18 protein-coding genes, 1 tRNA gene, 1 pseudogene and 1 riboswitch are annotated in these 21,365 nt (G+C 38.6%); of the genes and pseudogenes, 16 read left to right on the top strand and 4 right to left on the bottom strand.

What is annotated here, in order from left to right:
- Positions 1 to 79 precede the first annotated feature (79 nt).
- From OKX56_RS12840 to OKX56_RS12850, 3 genes are all read left to right on the top strand, one after another.
- Complete coding sequence (locus OKX56_RS12840) at positions 80 to 508, top strand: hypothetical protein (protein ID WP_287896762.1); 429 nt, start codon at positions 80 to 82, stop codon at positions 506 to 508.
- A gap of 106 nt (positions 509 to 614) precedes the next feature.
- Positions 615 to 1,070 carry a hypothetical protein gene (locus OKX56_RS12845; protein WP_287896764.1) on the top strand — a complete coding sequence of 152 codons (456 nt, stop codon included), beginning with the start codon at positions 615 to 617 and terminating at the stop codon, positions 1,068 to 1,070.
- Positions 1,070 to 1,441 (top strand): hypothetical protein, encoded by a 372-nt coding sequence (locus OKX56_RS12850; RefSeq protein ID WP_287896766.1) that lies wholly within the window; start codon positions 1,070 to 1,072, stop codon positions 1,439 to 1,441. Before OKX56_RS12845 ends, OKX56_RS12850 begins: the two co-directional genes overlap by 1 nt.
- 281 nt (positions 1,442 to 1,722) lie before the next feature.
- A riboswitch (cyclic di-GMP riboswitch) is annotated at positions 1,723 to 1,811 on the top strand.
- Between the two features lie 96 nt (positions 1,812 to 1,907).
- On the opposite strand, the gene OKX56_RS12855 is transcribed toward OKX56_RS12850, so the two are convergent.
- Positions 1,908 to 2,234 carry a helix-turn-helix transcriptional regulator gene (locus OKX56_RS12855; protein WP_287896768.1) on the bottom strand — a complete coding sequence of 109 codons (327 nt, stop codon included), beginning with the start codon at positions 2,232 to 2,234 and terminating at the stop codon, positions 1,908 to 1,910.
- A 552-nt stretch (positions 2,235 to 2,786) separates the two neighbouring features.
- Between OKX56_RS12855 and OKX56_RS12860 the strand changes: the two genes are divergently transcribed.
- Both OKX56_RS12860 and OKX56_RS12865 read left to right on the top strand, forming a co-directional pair.
- Positions 2,787 to 3,209 (top strand): sigma factor-like helix-turn-helix DNA-binding protein, encoded by a 423-nt coding sequence (locus tag OKX56_RS12860; protein WP_287896770.1) that lies wholly within the window; start codon positions 2,787 to 2,789, stop codon positions 3,207 to 3,209.
- 275 nt (positions 3,210 to 3,484) lie between these two features.
- Positions 3,485 to 3,560, top strand: a tRNA-Thr gene (locus OKX56_RS12865).
- A gap of 370 nt (positions 3,561 to 3,930) precedes the next feature.
- Here OKX56_RS12865 and OKX56_RS12870 read toward each other — a convergent pair.
- The 3 genes from OKX56_RS12870 to OKX56_RS12880 all read right to left on the bottom strand — a co-directional run bounded on the left by OKX56_RS12870 (position 3,931) and on the right by OKX56_RS12880 (position 5,691).
- Entirely contained in the window at positions 3,931 to 4,374 is a 444-nt protein-coding gene (locus OKX56_RS12870; RefSeq protein WP_287896772.1) for a hypothetical protein, read from the bottom strand.
- 237 nt (positions 4,375 to 4,611) lie between these two features.
- On the bottom strand, positions 4,612 to 4,998 hold the full coding sequence (locus tag OKX56_RS12875; protein ID WP_287896774.1) for a hypothetical protein: 387 nt from the start codon (positions 4,996 to 4,998) through the stop codon (positions 4,612 to 4,614).
- A 93-nt stretch (positions 4,999 to 5,091) separates the two neighbouring features.
- Entirely contained in the window at positions 5,092 to 5,691 is a 600-nt protein-coding gene (locus OKX56_RS12880) for a MerR family transcriptional regulator (protein ID WP_287896776.1), read from the bottom strand.
- 809 nt (positions 5,692 to 6,500) lie between these two features.
- Here OKX56_RS12880 and OKX56_RS12885 point away from each other — a divergent pair.
- The 11 genes and pseudogenes from OKX56_RS12885 to OKX56_RS12930 all read left to right on the top strand — a co-directional run bounded on the left by OKX56_RS12885 (position 6,501) and on the right by OKX56_RS12930 (position 21,364).
- Positions 6,501 to 9,803 carry a DEAD/DEAH box helicase gene (locus OKX56_RS12885; RefSeq protein WP_287896778.1) on the top strand — a complete coding sequence of 1,101 codons (3,303 nt, stop codon included), beginning with the start codon at positions 6,501 to 6,503 and terminating at the stop codon, positions 9,801 to 9,803.
- 30 nt (positions 9,804 to 9,833) lie between these two features.
- Positions 9,834 to 10,685 (top strand): hypothetical protein, encoded by an 852-nt coding sequence (locus OKX56_RS12890; protein WP_287896780.1) that lies wholly within the window; start codon positions 9,834 to 9,836, stop codon positions 10,683 to 10,685.
- A 125-nt stretch (positions 10,686 to 10,810) separates the two neighbouring features.
- Positions 10,811 to 10,978 (top strand): annotated as a pseudogene (locus OKX56_RS15000) (DUF1016 N-terminal domain-containing protein); the annotation flags it as partial.
- A 124-nt stretch (positions 10,979 to 11,102) separates the two neighbouring features.
- Positions 11,103 to 11,519 (top strand): hypothetical protein, encoded by a 417-nt coding sequence (locus OKX56_RS12895; protein WP_287896782.1) that lies wholly within the window; start codon positions 11,103 to 11,105, stop codon positions 11,517 to 11,519.
- A gap of 26 nt (positions 11,520 to 11,545) precedes the next feature.
- Positions 11,546 to 12,247 (top strand): TIR domain-containing protein, encoded by a 702-nt coding sequence (locus OKX56_RS12900; RefSeq protein WP_287896784.1) that lies wholly within the window; start codon positions 11,546 to 11,548, stop codon positions 12,245 to 12,247.
- A gap of 61 nt (positions 12,248 to 12,308) precedes the next feature.
- Positions 12,309 to 13,466, top strand: a complete 1,158-nt coding sequence (locus OKX56_RS12905) for a toll/interleukin-1 receptor domain-containing protein (RefSeq protein ID WP_287896786.1) — start codon at positions 12,309 to 12,311, stop codon at positions 13,464 to 13,466.
- A 326-nt stretch (positions 13,467 to 13,792) separates the two neighbouring features.
- Positions 13,793 to 14,236 carry a BREX-3 system P-loop-containing protein BrxF gene (gene brxF / locus OKX56_RS12910; RefSeq protein ID WP_287896788.1) on the top strand — a complete coding sequence of 148 codons (444 nt, stop codon included), beginning with the start codon at positions 13,793 to 13,795 and terminating at the stop codon, positions 14,234 to 14,236.
- Between the two features lie 13 nt (positions 14,237 to 14,249).
- Entirely contained in the window at positions 14,250 to 17,927 is a 3,678-nt protein-coding gene (locus OKX56_RS12915) for a DUF6079 family protein (RefSeq protein WP_287896790.1), read from the top strand.
- Between the two features lie 12 nt (positions 17,928 to 17,939).
- Entirely contained in the window at positions 17,940 to 20,477 is a 2,538-nt protein-coding gene (locus tag OKX56_RS12920; protein WP_287896792.1) for a DNA methyltransferase, read from the top strand.
- Between the two features lie 235 nt (positions 20,478 to 20,712).
- Positions 20,713 to 21,030 carry a hypothetical protein gene (locus tag OKX56_RS12925; RefSeq protein ID WP_287896794.1) on the top strand — a complete coding sequence of 106 codons (318 nt, stop codon included), beginning with the start codon at positions 20,713 to 20,715 and terminating at the stop codon, positions 21,028 to 21,030.
- Between the two features lie 160 nt (positions 21,031 to 21,190).
- Positions 21,191 to 21,364 (top strand): hypothetical protein, encoded by a 174-nt coding sequence (locus tag OKX56_RS12930; protein WP_287896796.1) that lies wholly within the window; start codon positions 21,191 to 21,193, stop codon positions 21,362 to 21,364.
- Position 21,365: the final 1 nt, after the last annotated feature.

Below are 21,365 nucleotides of genomic sequence, written 5' to 3' on the forward strand. Positions count from 1 at the left end.
TTTTCCAAATGAAGTGTAACAAAACACCTCCCATTTTCGTTTATTTGGATGAAAGGATAAATGAAGGGAGGTGATTTTTATGAGGAAAAGGGTTTTTCTGCTCGTCCTGGTGATCATGCTTCTTTGTACAGCGCCTGTACAGGTATTTGCTCTGGAGACAAACTCTGAAAATGGTTTAGAAATGGGACCGTTATGGGTAAATATTACTTCATTCGTAAATGCTTCGGACATAACTGGCAGCGGGATATTTGAATTCGAGACAAGGCTTTATGCCCGTAGTAATATTGACAAAGTGGTTATTAATGCCAGTATCCAGCAATACAACAATGGAAGCTGGCAGACAATCAAAAGCTGGACAAGCACTTCCTACAGCAGCAGCGGGTCTATGTATCAAAATTGGGCCGTAATGAGCGGATATTACTACCGTTTAGTCTCAACCGGTCTAGTTTATCAAAATGATGTTTTGATGGAGCAAACTTCTTACACCGGACCGAGTTATTGGTATTAAGGTTTTTCTTTGTTAAATTTTATTCCTTAATCAGGCCAAAATTTCCTGATCACAGAAAAGGAGAATACTCTTTAATATTTAATTGAAAACGAAAGGTGGTTAAAAGATGAATAAAAAGAGAAATTTCTTTATTGTATTAGGGAGTGTATTAGTCTTATCCGCTGCAGTACTGGTCGCATTTAGTAGTAATGCTATTTCTGGTGAGTTACCCCAAAAAAGCAACAAATATCTTGAAGCAGAGACAAATGTGAAAAACTTGGCTATAAAAAGCTTTGATATTAATACAAAAAATGTAAAGATTGTTCTTAATAGCGATGTATTTAATGAAAAAAGTTCGACTGTGAGTGCCGATTTAGGGGAAAAACTAGTATCTGCCCTTACGATATTGACAGAAGATAAGATATTCATACCAGGTGATAAGGTTCCAGTATATTTTATCGAAGGAAATAGTGTAGTTTCAGTAGCAATTATGCATGCTGATGGAACCATCTCTCTAACGAAATTTGATATATCAAAAGAAGAACCAGTGAAAATTGATCATGTAACTAAGGAGGTAGAATAATGAGAAGAAAAGGTTTATTTGTTACTCTAACACTATCCTTTATATTATTATGTTCATCAGTTGCCTATGCTGCAAGTTTTTCTTATTGCTATGGTGTCTTCTATCATACTGATTCTCAAATACAGAGTTATGTCGTTACAGGTATTGATTCAGTAGTTGATAGTATACAACAAAAAGGTTGGTTATATATGGATGGGAACTATGTTCAATATAATATTAGTGGAAGCTTTAATAGTACTTATTCACAAACCCCCGTATTTTATTCTAATCCTGCTGGGTTGCAAGATTGGGATTTGGATGGTTGGCATACGGCAACTGATAATGGTATCACATTGGGATCACGTGACTCGATTTCTTACGCTGAAATATAGGTAATTTTGTATATCCGGATGGTGGTATGAAAATAGTTAAGGCTTCCTATGCAATGAAGTACTGGTAAAAGTAAAAAATTCTAAATAATAAAAGGCTGAAAGGCACAACCAATTAACGGAGGTGCCTCTCAGCAGCTCTCTTTTTGCCTATAATCAAAAAAAGTATTTAATTCCTGCTTGTAATTTGCTTCCCATTATAAAAGATGGAAGTTGAATAAAATTACAGAATGGGTTTTGAATAGTACGACGTTTTCGTACTACATTTGGATTATTATATAATCATACGATAAGGGCAAACCTGTCAAAAGGCAGGGACGCAAAGCCGCGGGTCTAAGGCATTAATTGGTGCTATGACAGCCGGGTTGCCGTAAAGGCGTATTGCTCAGCCCTTTTATGCGGCTGTTTTTTTGTGTCTAGATCTCGCAAAGACTTTTGCATACAAAAACAGTTAATTGTTTTTGTATGCTTATTTTGTTTCCAACAATGCTTTTAGCGTAGCTGTCAAAATCTTAAGGTCACGCTCATCACACAAACCGAGCAGCCGGATCAACTGTTCTTTTTCAGTATGTGCACATTTATTTTCAGGGAAAAAGATCATATCCGCGGATATCTCTAATTCCCGAATGAGTTGAAAAAGAATTGAATAGCTGGGTTTTTGGTTCTCATTCTCTATAGACATTAGGTAACGTGGCGTTATGTGTATCCGTTCCGATAACTGCTCCCGTGTAAGTCTTTTCGCTTTGCGGGCAGCTTTTATAATGCCGCCCAGTCTGTCAAAATCATTGTGATCCATTAGTTCACCTCCAATATCAGTTTACAGTTCCTATTTGGACAGGGGAACGAGATATTGCAGCTATATATTTAGGAACTAATAGAACACATTTTGTTAAAAACCATATTACTGGATTGCGCAACAATTAAATATATTAGGCGAACCCGCCAATAAAAAAAACGTTGAGTTTGGCGGGGATGTTTTCATGCTTAATTACCGACGCCTCTCCGGATTCACGTTCAGGGGGGATTTTTTATGCGAAAAAGAGCATACCGAAAAAGGAAGCCGCTATTTATGATCAGCGGCTTGGCGTGATGAAGCAGACATCTCTATTTATGTTTGCCCGATCATCAATACTGAATTGTTAAAAAAAGCTTTTTCTGCGCAAGGGGCAAGTCTGACCGGTTTGTAGAACTGTCAGAACCTAAAAATAAGAGCTTAAAATTCGCAAACGCTAATTTGGACTGTATCCAACTGGGCGTTTTTTGCTGTAAAAGAGAGATTTTTGTCGACTACCGCGCACCTCCCTCTGTTTTGGTTTTCTACCTTGAAAAAACCGAAACGGAGGTTTATATGAAAAGGATCAATTTACGGGATTACTACCCGGTTGATATACCTGATTTTTTTGTTGAAGTGACTGAGGAGGTTGCTGATCAGCTTAAACAGTTTAACCGAAAAGACCATGCAGACCATGAACGTAGGCGTGTGCATAAGGCGTATTATTCTCTTGATGCTGACGATGGTATTGAAAAGGATGTTATTCTGCTCGTTTTATCTCCGGAGGAAATCTATGAAAGAAAAATGAGCAATCAGGAGTTGTATGCCGCTATAAACAGCTTACCGGAAAAGCAGGCAAAACGTCTTTATGCTCATTTCTTCCTGGATATGAGCATAGCGCAAATTGCTTGGATAGAAAGGGTTGGCAAAAGCAGAGTATCCCATTCGATAAACCAGGCGCTGAAAAATATTGAGAAATTCTTAAAGAACAATTTATAAGGAGAAACAAACAGCTGAAAATCTGTTGATAGAGGGACTTGTTCTAACCCCCATAAATTGATCATTAATAATTGAATGCGAGTCTTATCTGATACTTTCCACAGGTTCTTTAAAAGTAAGGTCTAATCTGAATGCTTTTATATTCCTGCATTTCAGGATTCGACAGTTTCAGTTGAAATGTACTTAAAGATACTCTTAATAAGCAGGTCGGTGATTGTTTATAAGGAAGTAAGAAGTTATCATAATAAAAGGACGGCAGTCCCGTCCTCAAATATGCTGGCATAGCTCAGTTGGTAGAGCAGCTGATTCGTAATCAGCAGGTCGGGTATTCAAGTCACCTTGCCAACTCCATTCAATATAAAATCCTTAGAATCGTAGTGGTTCTAAGGATTTTATATTGTCTAGAAAACCACGCTTTCGACGCGTGGTTCCAAAAAGTTTTTAGATATACCCAGAAAAAAGTATCCTCCTTTGCTATAATAATGCGGGTTCTCCAACCGCACAAAGCACACAACCAGCCTTCTTACCGGTACACAGCAGACGGCGAAAGCCGGCTTAAAATCGGGAGTACAAGCGGACGGTTGGGGGTTTGGGAGAAACTCCAACAAACTGCTTTACGGCCAGAATGGGCGCGGAAAGCCTTTCTTGCGGCTATGAAATCGAGCGATAAGCAGTAACTTAACGATATTGATAAAGCAGTCTAGAACTTTTTTAATTGTCGTTATTTTTGTTTCTCAAGTTTAACCGTTGTAGTAGTCCCCAGAGCTGAAGCCTCGTAACTTAGTATTCCGTTTTGATATGTAATAGTTTTAGTACCAGCAGAAGATGCCAGCATAGCATTATTAGTTTTACTGTGGTCATTTTCCGAATCCCACTTATAAGGTTCATCCGCAGTTGTAGGAGCGACAAAAGAACCAGCCCAATAAAGAGATTTTGTGTCGCCATTATTACTTATCCAGTATATTTCAATAATATTACCGTTTATTGATGCGGCTTGATAAGAGTCCTTGGATTTACTATTTGTTTGTTTCCATTCACCTGCCAAGTTAGGTATTTGTTTTGAGGTGTTGCCATTGTTGATCGAGCTTGTCGGTTCAGAACCACACCCAGCTATTAGAGCTAAGAGCAACGCCACACAAAGGACAGTGATTGCCGCTTTTTTCATTTTCCTTATTCTCCTATTTTTGATTTCGGTAGTCATGTTCAGACTCATATATGTTAGCATTTGAAATGCTATTTTTGTGCCCACATTCTGTACACTGCCAAATGTATTTATGATCATCGAATCCTGATTGACCATTTAGGTATGCGTTGCAGCGATCGCACCACCAATCAACGTCGGGAAATCTTTCACCCATAACTATAATCAGTCCTTCCCAATATTCTGTAAGATACAAATGGGCTACGAAAGTTTTTTAATTTTTTCTATAAGTAAATCCCGCAACGGGTTGGAAATTGGAAGGTGATTGATATGATCAATAAGATCTTCTTTTGTTTTCTCACCTTTAGCGTAATCTGCTTCTATAACTTTCTCACAAATAAGTGGTAGTATCATTTGTGTGCCAGCATATGTCGTTACTGCACTAAGTAAAAGTGTAGCGATACCACCTTTTACTCCTCCAGGTCCGAAAGCTTTCAGAGCGTGTGAAATTGCTGGGCCTCCTTTATAGCTTGACATTTTTACCGCAAACTCAAAAATGGCATACGGGATCATAGCTGAAGTGGCTAAAGATATTATTGTATCTGAACCAATTAGAAAATTGAATTTCTTTTTTTCTTCTGCAGACATAATTGATATGTCCTCCTCCACCATATTTTTCATAGCTAACAGATTCACTTATATTATCTTCATCCGCCTTTCTCTTGGCTTAGAAATTTTAACTTACTTATCTATACCCCTCTTATCAAAGTTTTTCACATGCTCGTTGAAGCCATCAATACAACATTTCGCCATAACTAGCCAGAGAAGAGGCATCAGAATTTCCTTGCTTTCTTCAAATTCATTTTCTAAATCTTCAACACTATTACCATCTTCTGTTATATTTGAAATTAGTAATTCTTTAATCGTTTTAACCAAAGTTACTTCAATCTCAGCATAAAACTCATTTCCGAGATTAAATAGCTCATATACATCTTGGGCACTGAGGCCGATTTCATCATTTCTCAAAGCCGAAAACAATTTACTTATATTTTCTAGTTTAGTCAATGATTTAAGTTGCTGTGCTAAATAAAAATATACAATCTGATCCTTTGTATATAGAGTAAACTTGTCATTCAGGCGATTCGCTTTTTCAGTTTCAGGCAGAATTCCATTTTGAATATACGATGTAAATATTCGCCTCGTTATCTCTACATTATTAAATGGTTCAGGAGCATTTCGGAAGAATTTCTCGACCGATGAGTACTTAACCTTGTCAGGGATTTGATTGAAGATCGCATCATGTTGATTTGATTCTTTTTTTGTACTTGCGTTGTCAGCCATAATAACTCACCTCCTTTTACTCACCGTAATTGTGATACATTTAAAGTTAAACATACATAGTTAAAGTTGTCAATGGATTTTTTAAATCAATTATCCAGCTTAGTGTGCGGCTAACATCGCCCCTCAATGCGGGTCTGAGGGCATTTTATAGCGGGGTTGGAATTTGCCCCTTGGGGTAGGCTTCGAGGTCGTACACGGAGAAAAGACCGTATTTATCGCAGAAAAAGAAAGTCCAAAGCGGGGTCATGGACGGGGTTTGAAAGAGAAGAAGATTATGTTTTATTCAAAGGAGGTTTCAGAGATAATTGTACAATTATTGATGGCGTACAATATGTGACCTTCAGCTTTTTCGACGGAGACAAATTCCTGTTTGATAAGGTCGGAGACTTTATAGAGCAGTCCTTTAAAGCACTCAGGCTGACAAAGTTCCGAATGAAAATATATCGGAAAATGTATAGCTATTAAAAAAGATTGACGGTATTGGTGTGTTGCTGAATGAAATAGGCGGATTAACAAAGTAACCCGCCCCTTCCCGAACCGTACAAGCGACTTTCGGGCTACCGATGGTCATGGCGATGGCGAAGGATGTCGAGATTGATGATGCGCTGATAGCCAAAGCAAAGGAACTTGCAGAAGAGATTGCCTGATAGAATACGAATTGAGAAAAAAGGAAATTTTTGTTATAATAAATCCAATATAGCAGAACCTTCAAACGATTAAAACTCTTCGAATTCGATGGGATTATAATCTTGAACTACTTAAATTACTTCCCTGCGAGGTAATTTATTTTGTTTCGGGGGTGATTTGTAATGAGATTGTTTCCTGATTGGCAAGGGGATATCACAATACCGAAAAGCCCACTAAAAAAAGTGGCTATCGGTAAAAATGTCTTGTTTCAGCAGGCGTTTCGAGGGCTGCGAATAAGTGCATTTGCTGAGGCATCTGATAACGGCAATTACTACATTATAAGAACAGGCTTAGCATTCCCCTTCGATGAAATAATGATGCGACTTAAAGGATCACGGCGGATAGAGACTAATGATGAACGGTTAGTGCTTTTAGCCCCCGAACTAAGAAGACTTCATGATCTTGGGGTAGATACCCGATTAAAATGGGATGACCTTGGTCTTCTCAATAATAGATTTTCCACTCCTGAACAGGTTCTTGAAAGCTGGAAGGGTAAGTTTTTCTTCCGAGAAGAGAATGAAGAAGATGGCACTAAAGGTTTGCGTTCTCCTCAACTTGGCGCATTGCATGCGTTGTCTGCACATTTTGCAGTTGGAAACAGCTTTGAACCTGCTACGGTTGTATTGCCTACAGGAACAGGAAAAACGGAAACGATGCTCTCTCTGCAGGTCTACAAGAGGCTTCCGAGAACACTTGTTATCGTGCCAAGCGATGCACTTAGAACACAAATTTCGAAAAAATTCATGACCTTGGGAGTAATGCCTGATGTTAAAGTTATACCGTCAGAGACAATTGGGCCGAATGTTGCAGTGTTAAAGAATGGCATTCGTTCAGAAGGTGCGGCGAGGGCAATAATTGAAAAATCGAATATTATTGTTGCCCTACCTCAATCACTAAGCGCTTCAACACCTGAAGCTCTGCGGGTTCTTACTGAGAGTTGCACAGATCTCATAGTAGATGAAGCCCATCATATCCCAGCTTCTCAGTGGTCAAATGTGCGTCAAATGTTTTCGGAAAAACGGATTACACAGTTTACTGCTACACCTTTTCGAAGGGACAACAAGCGTGTAGATGGGAAGATTATCTTCAATTATAAGCTTGGTGATGCTCAGGCTGCCGGATATTATCGCCCCATACATTTGAAAACCATAGAGGAGTTCGGAGACGAAGAACAACGCGACAGAAGTATTGCGGAAGAAGCCCTGACTGCACTTCGGCATGACCGAAACGAACTGCATCTCGACCACATACTTATGGCACGATGTGAGGGCAAGGATCGTGCTATAAAGGTGTTTCGGCTCTATCAGGAGCTTGCTCCTGAGATGCTTCCTCAGCTTGTTTACTCTGGAGCAGGACGTCAGCGTGAAAACCGTGAGGCGCTTGCTAAACTGATTAATAGGGATGAGAACGCCGCTCATATTGTTGTCTGCGTTGATATGCTGGGAGAAGGATTTGACCTGCCAAATCTAAAAGTTGCTGCTTTACATGACGCTCATAAATCTCTTGCTATCACGTTGCAGTTTGTCGGGCGCTTTACACGCAAAGGCAACTGGCAACAAATTGGTGAGGCTACTGTCGTTGCCAATATTGCTGATCCCGCTACGGAGAAAAAAATTGAGGCCTTATATGCTGAAGGCGCTGACTGGGATGGCTTAATAAAAAGGTTGAGTGAAGAGCGTATCGAGCAGGAACTCCGACTGCAGGATGTGATACATAAATTACGTGAAGGCGGAGACCTCCATGCTTACCTATCGCTTTGGAATTTACGTCCGTCATTATCAACCCAGATTTTCAAAACACAATGCACAGATTGGAACCCTGAAAAGTATGCTGACGTTCTTCCCAATGATTCAGAAAGTTGGCATGCTATTAGCAACGATAATAATATACTTGTTGCGGTAGTCCACCGCAAAACTCGCGTACGCTGGGGCAATTACCAAGATATACTTGATCGGCAATATCATTTGTTGCTGGCAAGATGGGACAGAGACAATGGTGCTCTTTTCATTTATGCAAGCGACTATGACGGCTTAAAAAGTATTGAAATGGTAAAAGCAATAACTGACGATAGAACGATTCTTATACAAGGACCAGTGATTTTTAATATCTTAAATAATGTTGAGCTTCCGCTTGTAAAAAATCTTGGATCTTCACGAATTGGTGCAATCAGTTTTACGTCATATTTCGGACCTAATGTCACAGAAGGCCTTGCGTTAATTGAGCGAGCAGAGTCTGCCTTGAACAATATCGCTTGTGTTGGCTACGAAAATGGTGATCGGGTGCTCTGGGGCGGTACCCAAAAGAGAGGCAAGGTCTGGCAACAGTCTGCAGGAACGATTGCAGAGTGGATCGATTGGACAACACGAACATGGGAGAAAGTGTCCAATGAGGATGAGATTGACGCAGCGAATATCACGAATGATTTTCTGCGACCAAACAGACTAAATGCCCCCCATATTGAATATCCGATAAGTGTACAATGGGGCGAGCAAGCACAGGTAGCATTAAGCGATCAGTATATCGTGTTTGGCACAACGGAAGTTCCTCTTTATCTGGCTGAGCTTGAAATCTCTGAAGTAAAAGGCAACGGTGAAATTATTATTCGTTTGTCGAGTGACAATGTATCTTCAGAATACAGTTTTTTGATTGATGGCAGCATTCCTGCTGGATACCGCTATATTAAGCATTCAGGACAGGATGTTTATTTTCAAAAGGCTAATGGCACAAACATTGCTTTACATGAATACTTCGTGGTTGATCCTGTGATAATCAGGTATTCAGACGGCACATATTCGTATAACTGCTATCATATCCCAGTACCAATGAATGCAGGAGAGTTTCCAAGAGACCGGATTGAATCTTGGGATTGGGAATCAATACCGCTGAACAGGGAATCAATAGGCAAAAACGGAAACACAAATACGATACAATATAAAAGCTTTCAGGCTGTTGAAAACGAATTTGATGTTGTTTTTAATGATGACGGTAAGGGCGAGGCCGGTGACCTTGTCTGCTTAAAAGACATTGATGACAGTACGATTAAGTTGTGCTTGGTTCATTGCAAGGGTGCTATCGGTGGTCAAATTTCAGGCGAGATTGATAATTTCTATACTGTTTGCGGACAGGCTCAAAAAAGCATAACAGTTAAACATTTAGGAATGACACGTCTATATAACGACCTAAAGCGCCGCCACGAAATATGGGTTAGAGAAGGGTATACTCGGTTTTTGAAAGGAGAGATGAAGCAGCTCTCCTACTTTAAGGAAAAGGCTCGGAGATCAAAGTTACAGTTTGAAGTGGTCATTGTGCAGCCAGGGGGATCAAAAGCATCACTTAGTTCAGATATTCTCAAACTTCTTGCAACGACAGAACTTTTTCTTAAAAAGACAACGCAGGGTGATTTGCGTGTTGTGGTTTCACCGTAGTTATTTTACATACGAAGGTGGATGAGCGGAATGCGATTGGAAGAATACATTTTCAAACGAAAAAAAGAGGATGGAATTAATGAGTATGATCTGGATAAACGACAAGAAAATACCCGTATTTGCGTGAATTATATATTTGAGTATTTTAATAATTATCTTGAGACGAAACCGGCGGACGAGAAAACGGTATTGCATGGGCAGAAAATTGAGAAATATCGTAATATTATTCGTGATTATGATACCGAGGTAAGAGATTGGTTAGTCTCGCTTTACGCATCATATGGAAAATATATGCACAAGAATTTAATGAATTTTATTGTGAATGACTATTTTTTACTTTATGACAGCGAAGCGGAATTCAGGTCTTTGTCTTATGAAATATACCCCAAGGCTGTTAAAAGTTTCAAATTTCTCGAAGGACAGTCGGAAATGATTTACCTATTCATTAAAGATGCTCATAAGGTAAAAAGCTTATTTGCGCCCTATGAGCAAGGATTTTTTATATCTGAAGGAATTAATGAATGGATTAATGACACATATAAAAAATACGGAGTGAATGTCTATAATTTTTGCTATGAGTGGGCTCACTATTTTTATGAATACCCGGACATATGGCCTAAAGGGCATAAACAGAAGAGCGAATATTATGATAAGCGGGCCGAATATAAAAATATTAAATTAAGTGACTCGATTCTTTGGGATTATGACTATAAGCAGAAAAGTAATTTGTTTGGACTTGATTCACTTTACAGAAATATGCCCAAAAAAATCTTTACCAGAGGTAAGAAGCAGGAATTTGAAGCTGTGATTCTATATTGCTGGTTGCACGGGGTTACCAGCGACGATGAGTATTGGGATAGCTATGTAGAGAATGTGTTATAAGTTTTGTGCAGATTAAAGTATTTAGTTTTTAATTATGAGATAATATTTGCACAACAAAAAATTGGAATCTGCAAGTGCCGACTGCAGAATTGAGGCGGTAAGCTCATGCTTACTCAGAGTTTCCGAATGCCAAGGGGTACTCTGTACGCAACTTGCGGTATATGCGCAGATTTGCCGAAATGTTTGATGAAAATGAAAATCTGCAGGAGCCACTTGCAGATTTAACGTGGTATCATCTTCAAACCTTGATGGATAAAATTTCTGATAAATATTTATCTTTGGTATGCCAATAAAGCGTTAGAAAATGGCTGGTCATGGAATATAGAATTGGCGGATACATTACCCTCGGTGGAGGATATCGAAAAGCGCATTAAAGGGAAATACGAGATTGAGGAAGATTAGAAGGAGGTGCTTCTGGTGACAGAGAAATGTTCAGAAACAAAAATCAGGTATTTAGAATTGATACAGAATGTCGTAACACGAATGGCCAACAATAGCTTTATGCTGAAAGGCTGGGCGATAACCCTTGTCGCTGGCATATTTGCCTTAGCGAGTAAAGATGCGGATAAATCCTTCTTTTTGATTGCGTACATTCCGGTAGTGTTGTTTTGGTTAATGGATTCCTATTACCTGCAGCAAGAACGCTTGTATCGGAAGTTATATAATAAGGCTATAAAACTTCAAGACGAGGATATAGATATGGGGTTAACACCTCCTGCCCCAGATTTGGAAAGTAAAACGCAGTATTTACAAAGCGTATTATCAAAAACGGAGGCGGGTTTCTATATACCACTTGCGCTTGCGGTTGCAGTTGTTATTTATTTTGCCTGTTAGTTAAGGGTTTGATTGGGGGTTAAAATATGGGGCGTAAAATTTTTGTTTCGTACAAGTATGCTGATAGTAATGTTAAGGATATTACTGGTGCAGCTACAATCTGGAATCCATGTACCGTTAGAAATTACGTGGATAAACTCGAAGGGCTGTTAAAAGATAAGACGGAGCATATTTATAAAGGGGAGTCGGATGGAGAGGATTTATCTCAGCTATCTGATGCGACAATCTGGAACAAGCTAAAAAATAGAATATATGATAGCACACTCACAATTGTTATGCTTTCAAAGGGAATGCGTGATCAGCTAAAAGTTGAAAAGTATCAGTGGATACCACAAGAGATATCATATTCGCTCAAAGAGATTTCGCGGACTGATTCCAGCGGCAGAACCGTAACAAGCAAAACAAATGCGCTACTGGCTCTTGTTGTTCCTGATACATACGGCTCATATTCATATTTTACTGAGAAAAAGAGCTGCTGTAGTTCGGGATGTACTTTTTTCAATAATACTTCAAATCTTATTTTTACAATCATGGGTAAAAATATGTTCAATGAAAAAAAGCCAACTACCGATAAATGTGATTCGGGAAGCTCAATTTATCGTGGTGATTATAATTATATGCTATGTGCAAAATGGGACGATTTTAAGGGAAGCCCCGATTATTACATAGACAAAGCCTATGAAATCCAAGACAAACAGGATAATTACGATATCAGAAAAGAAATATAGGCTTTATAGTAGGCGCTATACTATATCTATAAAATAGCTAAATAACCTGAAGGAACGACTGATGATGCCTGGAATAACAAAACGAAAATATGTTGGCGAAACAATGCGAATACATAAAAAAATTAAGCGACCGCTGTATTTAGTTGCCGATATCTTGCCTTATGAATATAACGGAGTTGATTTGCTCAATCTTTTTTCACAGTTTTACCCTTTTGAGTGGAAAGAAATTGTTGAAAGGCAGAATAATTATAAGAACAAAGATGGGTTTCTGAAAAAAGTCGGAAAGCAGACACGTTACCATCCTGAAACGCCTGAACAGTTTTTCTTTAACATGCCGGTTGTGAAAAATATTCTTAGTAAAGGCTATAAGGATAAGCATAAGGCTTCTTATTCAGAAGATGACATAGATAGAAAATACAACGAACTAAAAAACAAAAGAGAACGAAAAATTGTAGAAAAAACAGCCAAAATTGATGATTATACAAGGCGTACGCAAGTAATTGAGCCCTATTATATAGATGCCTTAATCGCTGCATATCATCAAAAAGGGATAACAACCGAAGGGAAAATAGAGATTGTATCGGAAATGGGTAAGTTTATTAGTGAAAAAACACTTACCTTTTTTAGCAAAATTAATGATTCGGAACGAAATGCTCAAATACGGCAGATAGCTTTTAGCCATCTACAAAAAAGCGGTCATTATGTGAAACTGCGAAAGAATTTTAAAGGCAAGCAGAAATCATATATGACAGAAACTTTTGATTTCAACATGACGCCTGCCGATTTAGCTAATAGACTTGAAAGAGATACGATACAAAGCAAAAAACAGTTTGGTGTTTTTGTCTCCCATAGTTATCTTGATGGGAAAGTTGTTGAAGCTACGATCAAGATTCTAAACAGCATTGGTTTCAGTTGTTATTGTGACTGGTATAGCGATTCGGATTTTCTAAAACGGAGTCTCGTAAGCGAGTTTACCAAAGAAGCTTTAAAGAAACGTATGGAGCAATCAGAGAATTTATTGTTTATACGAACCGAGAATTCCATTAAATCTGCATGGGTTGAATTTGAGCTGGAATACTATCAAAAGCTTGTGAAACCAATAATATGTCTGAATATGCTTGAAGACGGGAAGGCTTTGCCATATAAATGTGTTGATGTTGATTTTGAGAATGGTGCGATGGACTGCGGCTTATTTGCTCAAAGCAAATTGAAGAAATAATATTTGACTACCTAACGAACAATCAGCGGTCGACGGTTCGATTCCGACCATCAGCTCCAGTAGTATCAATGTCTTCGAGGTTTTTTACTTCGGAGGCTTTTTTCTGTTTGTGTGCCCAATACTATATTGATCATTATGAGTTAAATAGTATAGATTTGTTTCGATTTAAATCTTAGAATTAAATGAAATATGCAAATTTGATTTTTTTGGAATATGTTGGAGGATATCCAGAGAAGATGTGGAATTCATGAAAGACATACGGAGCATATTATTAAGAACCAATATCAACATATTTGAAAAGTCAAATATAGTGAGGAATGATAATATTGGGTGCAGTATTAATGAGTTCAAAAATTAATAAGGATGATATTAATAAAACGACAATCCCTATTATACTTTGCTCGTTAACACCAAGACTAAATAAAATTATTGATGACAGCCACTATTATGAGCTTAGCCTTAATAAGTTGTTGGCTGAAGCTCTTGTAAAGAAAGACATTAGTGACAGGCCGCAAAGCGTCACAGACGAAATAATGAAAATTATTGCTTCTATCCATGAAACTGTTATCCTAACAGATTATGAAATGTTATTTGACCCGCGATATAAAATGGATGTTATCAGGCTTTTTTATGAGATATCCCGCAGAGCTAAAATCCTTGTGAAGTGGTGCGGCACAATTAATGATAACCGCTTGGAATATGCAACACCGGCTCATAAGGATTTTCATACGTATAATATACAAGATTACGATATTATCTGTGTAATTTGAGGAGGTTTAGTCGATGAAATATGCTGATCTAATTAACTTTAACCCTATCGAAAGTATCATACAGCTTACGGCAGCTAATGACAAAAAAGAAGCGGTGAATTTAGTAAAGAGCTATGTCATGTCCGATGATATGGCTGATAAATTAAAGAACAACATGCTCTCACAGCTTCGTTTGGAGGATGTGGTTGACAACAAAGGGGTACTTCTCGTCGGTAACTATGGCACAGGTAAATCACATCTTATGTCCGTGATTTCTTCGGTGGCTTTCGATGCTGAGAATCTTAACTATATTCAAAACCAGAAATTTGCGGATGAGGCCAAGAGCATTGCCGGAAAGTTTGAAGTTTTGCGTATCGAAATCGGTGCGTCAAAGATGTCACTCAGAAATATCATTCTCACTAAGGTTAAACAAGACTTTGCAGAGCGCGGACTGTCTTTCGAATTTCCTGATGAAAAGGATATCATTTCCAACAAGGATGTCCTTATTAACATAATGGAAGTTTTTTCTTCCAAATATGCTGATAAAGGATACTTGATTGTGGTCGATGAGTTCCTTGATTACCTCGGTGGCCGTAAAAGCCAAGAAGTTAAGCTTGATCTTGGCTTCATGCGTGAATTAGGAGAGATAATTAAAAGTTCTCGTCTGAGAGCTATCTTTGGCGTACAGGAAAAACTTTTCGATAATCCGAACTTTTCCTTCGTATCTACCACCTTAAACCGTGTCAAAGATCGGTTTGAACAAGTCATTATACGCAAAGAAGATACAGCCTTTGTTGTTTCAGAAAGAATACTTAAAAAGACACCCGAGCAGAAGGCGTTAATCCGTGAGCATTTACAATTATTTTGCAGCTTATATACCAATATGTCGGAGCGCATTGAGGAATATGTTGATCTCTTCCCTATCCATCCGTCCTATATTGAAGTTTTTAATAAGATTTATATTATTGAAAACCGGCATATTTTAAAAAACATCTCGGAAATCATCCGACGGATACTCAATGATGAGATCACCGCTGAAGCTCCCGGGATTGTATCCTTCGACAGCTATTGGGCTTTTATCAGGGAAAACCTGGCGCTGAAAACAGATGCTAATATCAAAGAAGTGGTTGAAAAGAGCGGGATGCTTGAAGATATTGTCAATCGTTCCTTCCCCAAACGCCTTTATAAGCCTTTAGCCTTACAGATCATAAATGCCTTAAGCGTCCATCGCTTGACTACCGGTGATATCAGCCTTCGGGCTGGACTCACGGCAGAAAACCTGAGAGATGACCTTTGTTTGTACTTAAAGGGTATGCCCGACCAAAGTTCAGATACGCTGCAGTCTGTTGTTCAGACAGTACTAAAGGATGTCATGACGACAGTTAGTGGCCAGTTTATCGAACACAATGGGGATAATGGCCAATATTATCTCGATTTAAAGAAAGACATTGACTACGATGAAAAGATTACGCAGAGAGCAGCTGTTATGGATGACGATAGCCTTAATAACTATTTCTATGATGTGCTTTACTATTGCTTGGATTGGGAGCAGAAAGAGCATGTTACCAATTTCAAGATATACGAACACACCTTGAATTGGGCCTCACATAACATCTTCCGCAGAGGATATCTGTTCTTAGGAACCCCCGAATCCCGTCCAACTGCTCAACCTCCGGAAGACTATTATATTTATTTCATACCTCCATATGGAAATGAAGTATATTCTGACGAGAAAAAGAACGACGAGGTTTTCTTTATCTTTAAGCCAAGTGAGGACTTTAAAAATACTTTGAAGCTGTATGCTGCTGCCTTGATGATGCGTGATCTGGCAGAAGAAAAGAATAAGGCTGCTTATCAAAGCAAAGCCGAAGTCTTTAAGAAAAAGCTAATGAAATACCTCAGTGAGAACAAGAATACTTGTTTTGAAGTAATCTATAAGGGTGAAAAGAAGCAGCTGCTTGAAGTGATGAAGGGCCAGTATAAAAATACCAATCCCTTCAAGGAAACAATGGACTTAGTGGCATCCATTTGTTTAGATGGCTATTTCACAGAAAGATATCCTGAAATGCCGTATTTCAAAGTTAACATTACAGAGCGAAATCAGGCTGAAACCATCCGTGCCGGAATCGACAGGTTTGCAGGTAGAAAGAACCAGCAGGCAAACGCTCTTCTGGAAAGCTTTGGCCTGCTCGAAGGGGAAAAAATATCCGTTCAAAATTCAAAATATGCCCAATACTTTATCAAAGAGTTAGACAAGCTACCGGCCAAATCTGTTATCAATTTCAATGACATTTATGAAGAAACCTTTATCGGTTATAACGACAAACGATTTGGAATTAGCTATGTACTCCTGCCAATAGTCCTGCTTGCCTTGGTTCACACGGGCAATATAGTTATTGCGTTGAAGAGTGGAACCACTTTGACTGCGTCTGATTTGGAAACATTACCGAAAATAAATGCTACCGATATCTATGAATTTAAATACATTTCCAAGCCCAAGGATGTGCAGCTGGTAGAGCTGGTCAGGCTTTACGAGTTGTTGGAACTGCCTGTCGGTCTAATCAACAATCCTGCTCAGCGTGAGGCGGGGTTGGAACAGATGCTTGCCAAAGCGCAGGAGATGGCTAATGTTGCAGTGAGAGCAAATAGTAAATTGAACGAGGGTTTTGAGCTTTGGGGAGAACAGTTAATTGCTGATCATATTGCTTCCGGTTATAAGACTTCAGCGAAGGGAGTTCTCGACATATTCGGTAATTTCCAAAGCAGATTCAATACAGTTGCGAAGCTCAATAACTTTAACTATACGTCTGAGCAGATCGAGCAGCTGGGCAAAGATATGGCAGCAGCAAAAACCGTTCTGGAATACGAAAAGTTTAAAAATGATTGTCTTACTAACGTAAACTACATGATGAACCTGGAACGGATGGAGCTTAGTCCTGCACTTAAAAACGAAATTGAAGCCGCTAAGGATAACTTCCGTAAAATCAGAGATGATATCCCCGAAGACATGAACGGCGAAGCAGCGGCGACAGATGTAAATAGTTTACTGACAAAGGTCAAAAACCAATACATTGATGTTTACTTCGATGAACATCAGAAGAAGCGTCTAGGCATTGCCGAGGGTAAGCGAAAAGGTGAACTTATCAGCTCAATAAAACTGGCTAATCTGAAACGTTTGAAAGCAATCGATATTCTCTCAGCTTCCAAGCTTGATAGTATCGAAAAAGACTTGGCCGGACTGAAAGTCTGCTTCGAGCTGACTGCTGAGCTGATTAAAACGACTCATTTTTGTACGAAATGCAATTTTCTTATGGGAGAATCAGATATTCAGGTAAAAGGCAGACTGGACGAGCTTGAAGACCGGATTGACGGGTTGCTGGCTGAATGGACGAACACGTTATTCAATACAGTGACAGACCCGACGCTGGAAGAGCAGAAGCAATATCTTAGCGCGGAACAGCAAAAAGTAATTAGCACTTTTATAAAAAGTAAAGCTTTGCCGGAAAAAATTGACCAATTCTTTATTAATGCTATTGAAGCATTATTGCAAGGTTTTGAGCCGGTTTCAATTGCTGCCGATGACCTAATCGACAAGCTCGATGCGCTTGGACCCTGCGATATGGAAACCTTCCAACATAAACTGAATGAATTGCTGAATAGCTATACCAAGGGTAAGGATAGAGACAAGCTGCGTATTGTAGTGAAAAGATAAGGAGCAGATAATATGAAATTCACTAAAGAAGATATCGATAAGGTACGTCAAATAGAGGGCTTTCCCATTGCCAAAGATGAGGATATTATTGCTCTGTCTAATCCTCCATACTATACGGCTTGCCCCAATCCGTTTATTGAAGATTTTATCCGTGAAAATGGAAAGCCCTATGATGAAGCGACGGATGATTATCATCGGGAACCTTTTGCCGCGGATGTTAGTGAAGGCAAAAATGACCCGATCTATATGGCCCATAGCTATCATACAAAGGTTCCTTACAAGGCAATTATGCGTTATATTCTTCACTATACGAAACCTGGTGATATTGTTTTCGATGGCTTTTCTGGAACTGGAATGACAGGGGTTGCTGCACAGATGTGTGGTTGTGCAGATCTTGAAATGAGATACGATTTTGAACAAAAGCAAAAAAAAATAGTATGGGGTTCTAGAAATGCTATTTTAAATGATCTGTCGCCTGCAGCTCAGTTTATTTCATTTAATTATAATACACCAACAAAAGTGTTTGAGTTTGAGCAAGAGGCACTTAGAATAATGGACCAGTGTGAAAAAGAATGTGGGTGGATGTATCAAACCTATCACACAAGAAGCATAAATGAAGTTAATATATCTTACGATAATAAAAAGCCAATTGGCAGGATTAACTATACAGTGTGGTCAGATATTCTAATATGTCCACAATGCGGGACTGAACTTGTTTTTTGGGATGTTGCATTTGATAAAGATAAAGAAAAGGTTAATGAAGTATTCCATTGCTCGCATTGCGGTATGGAATTATCGAAAAAGGACTGCGAACGCGCACAGACAATGGAAATTGGCATGTTAAAGGATACGACAGAATTTATAGCAAAGCAAGTACCTGTCCTTATCAACTATATATATAACGGAAAACAGTATACGAAATTGCCTGACGATGAGGATTTAGCTTTAATAGAAAAAATTGACCACATGCGTAACCCATATTGGTATCCAAATGATGCATTGCCTGATGGGTATAATACTGAACAACCTAAACGTTCACATGGAATTTATTATGTACATCAGTTTTATACAAAAAGAAACTTGTATGTCCTTGCTTGTATAAACAATCTTATACAAAAAACAAAAACACAGATAGTATTTCAATCAATCAATGCCACTCTATCCTCAAAATTAGTTAGGTATAACATGGGACACCGTGGTAACGGTCCTTTAAATGGCACATTGTACGTTCCGTCGTTAGTTGCTGAAACAAATGTTTTTAAGCTCATTCGTAGTAAAATTTCCGATTTCTCTAAGGCCTTTAGCAAAACATTTGCATTCCAAGGTGGTATATGCAGTACCGCTTCTTCTACAGACTTGAGGAATATTGCTTCAAACTCAATTGACTACATTTTTACCGACCCGCCTTTCGGAGAGAACCTTAATTATTCAGAATTGAGCTTCATTTGGGAAGCATGGTTAAAAATTAAGACAAATATTAAGTCTGAAGCAATAATTAATAGGGTGCAAGGAAAAGGATTAGTTGAATACCAACAGTTGATGACCCAGTGCTTTGCAGAGTTTTTTCGTATTTTAAAGCCGAATCGCTGGATAACTGTTGAATTCCATAATTCGAAAAATTCCGTTTGGAATGCAATTCAAGAATCACTACTTAGAGCTGGGTTTATCATTGCAGATGTAAGAACCCTTGACAAAAAACAAGGTAGCTTTAAGCAGGTAACAACATCAAGTGCAGTAAAGCAAGACCTTGTAATTTCGGCATATAAACCAAAAGATAGCTTTAAAAGGGATTTTGTTTCTCATGCGGGAAGTAATGAAACTGCATGGAGTTTTGTACGACAACATCTTGAAAATCTTCCGGTTGTCGTTCTTAAAGAGGGAAAAATTGAGCTAATTGCAGAACGTCAAGCGTATTTGTTATTTGATCGCATGGTGGCCTATCATATTATAAATAGCATTGCTGTTCCATTAGATGCAATTGACTTCTACAATGGTCTAGATGAGAAGTTCTTAAAGCGTGACGGAATGTATTTCCTTACTGATCAAGTTAACGAATATGATACTGCCCGTATTATAAATGATATTGAACCAATACAGTTCGATCTCTTTGTCACAAATGAAAAATCTGCCATTGCCTGGCTCTACCAACAGCTCGAAAAGCCGCAAACTTATGCCGAAATCCAGCCAAAGTTCATGCAGGAAATTAAAACCATTGATAAGTTCGAAGCAATGCCTGAACTATCTGTTTTGCTTGAAGACAATTTTCTTCAAGATGACAAAGGTAAATGGTACATACCAGATATTACAAAGGCTGCTGATGTTGCAAAGCTTCGTGAAAAGAAGCTACTCAAAGAATTTGAGGGGTATTTGGTTACAAAAGGTAAGCTCAAACTATTCCGCACGGAAGCAATTAGAGTAGGTTTTGCTAAGCTTTGGGTAGAGAAGAATTATAAGTTGATAGTTGATACAGCTGACCGTTTACCGGAAACCGTTATCCAAGAGGATGATAAGCTGCTGATGTATTATGACATTAGCTTAGGAAGGATATAGGGTGACTTGTATTGCGGAGAAAACTGGTAGTAAATGTTAGGCTAAAAAAAGATGAATCAAGCCAAGAATTCATTCGGGAGCGGCAAGCAGTTTCGTTGTACCGACATGTCAAAGAGCTTAGTCAAATGAAATATGAGAGCGAATCAAATCGCGAAAATTCTCTCATACAACAGTCGAGTCAAATGCAGACAGGATTTTCATTCATGATAAGGGAAAATTATCATATGAATTCCTTTTGTTAGCCTTTTCTTCTATTGTCCTTTGTTTACTTATTAGTCTTGTTACCGCATCATTAGCACAAAGAAGGAGAAAATATGAAACTTTCCCTTCTGTTTCAGAAATTGAGCAATTCATTGACGACAACTGGCAACAATCTTTAAAAGAGTCACAGCAACTAAAACAGTGGGTTCAATTGGTTGGGAAAGTGCAAAAAAGCAAAGCAGACATTAATGACAGACGTGTTTTGCTAATTAGAATATCTATGGGAAGCTTTTATGCTTCTATTGGGTGTATTATCTTTTGGTTTATAGTTGCAATATGTGTAATGATTTGAGGTGAAATAATGAGTTTATTCAAAAATAATAGATGTGGGGATAATGGCTCGGGCCAAGAATCTCAAAGCCCGATGAAACAAGTTCAGACTCCTCAGATTCCAACCACGGAACAGCGTAGTGGAGGAGATAAACGACCAATCACAGGAGGAAATAATCGAAATGATTAATGATAAAGCTCTAAATGTTGGTGAATTGTCCGAAAATAGTATATGTTCCACTAATCCACAAAATGATAAAAGCCCAATGAAAGCAGTTCAAACAACAGCTATTCCGACGAAATTGGAATTTGCACAGGACCAGAATAAAGACAACAATAAGACTGAAGGGGAATAAG

Source organism: Dehalobacter sp., from assembly GCF_030063005.1.
In the GTDB taxonomy this organism is placed as follows: Bacteria; Bacillota; Desulfitobacteriia; order Desulfitobacteriales; family Syntrophobotulaceae; genus Dehalobacter; species Dehalobacter restrictus.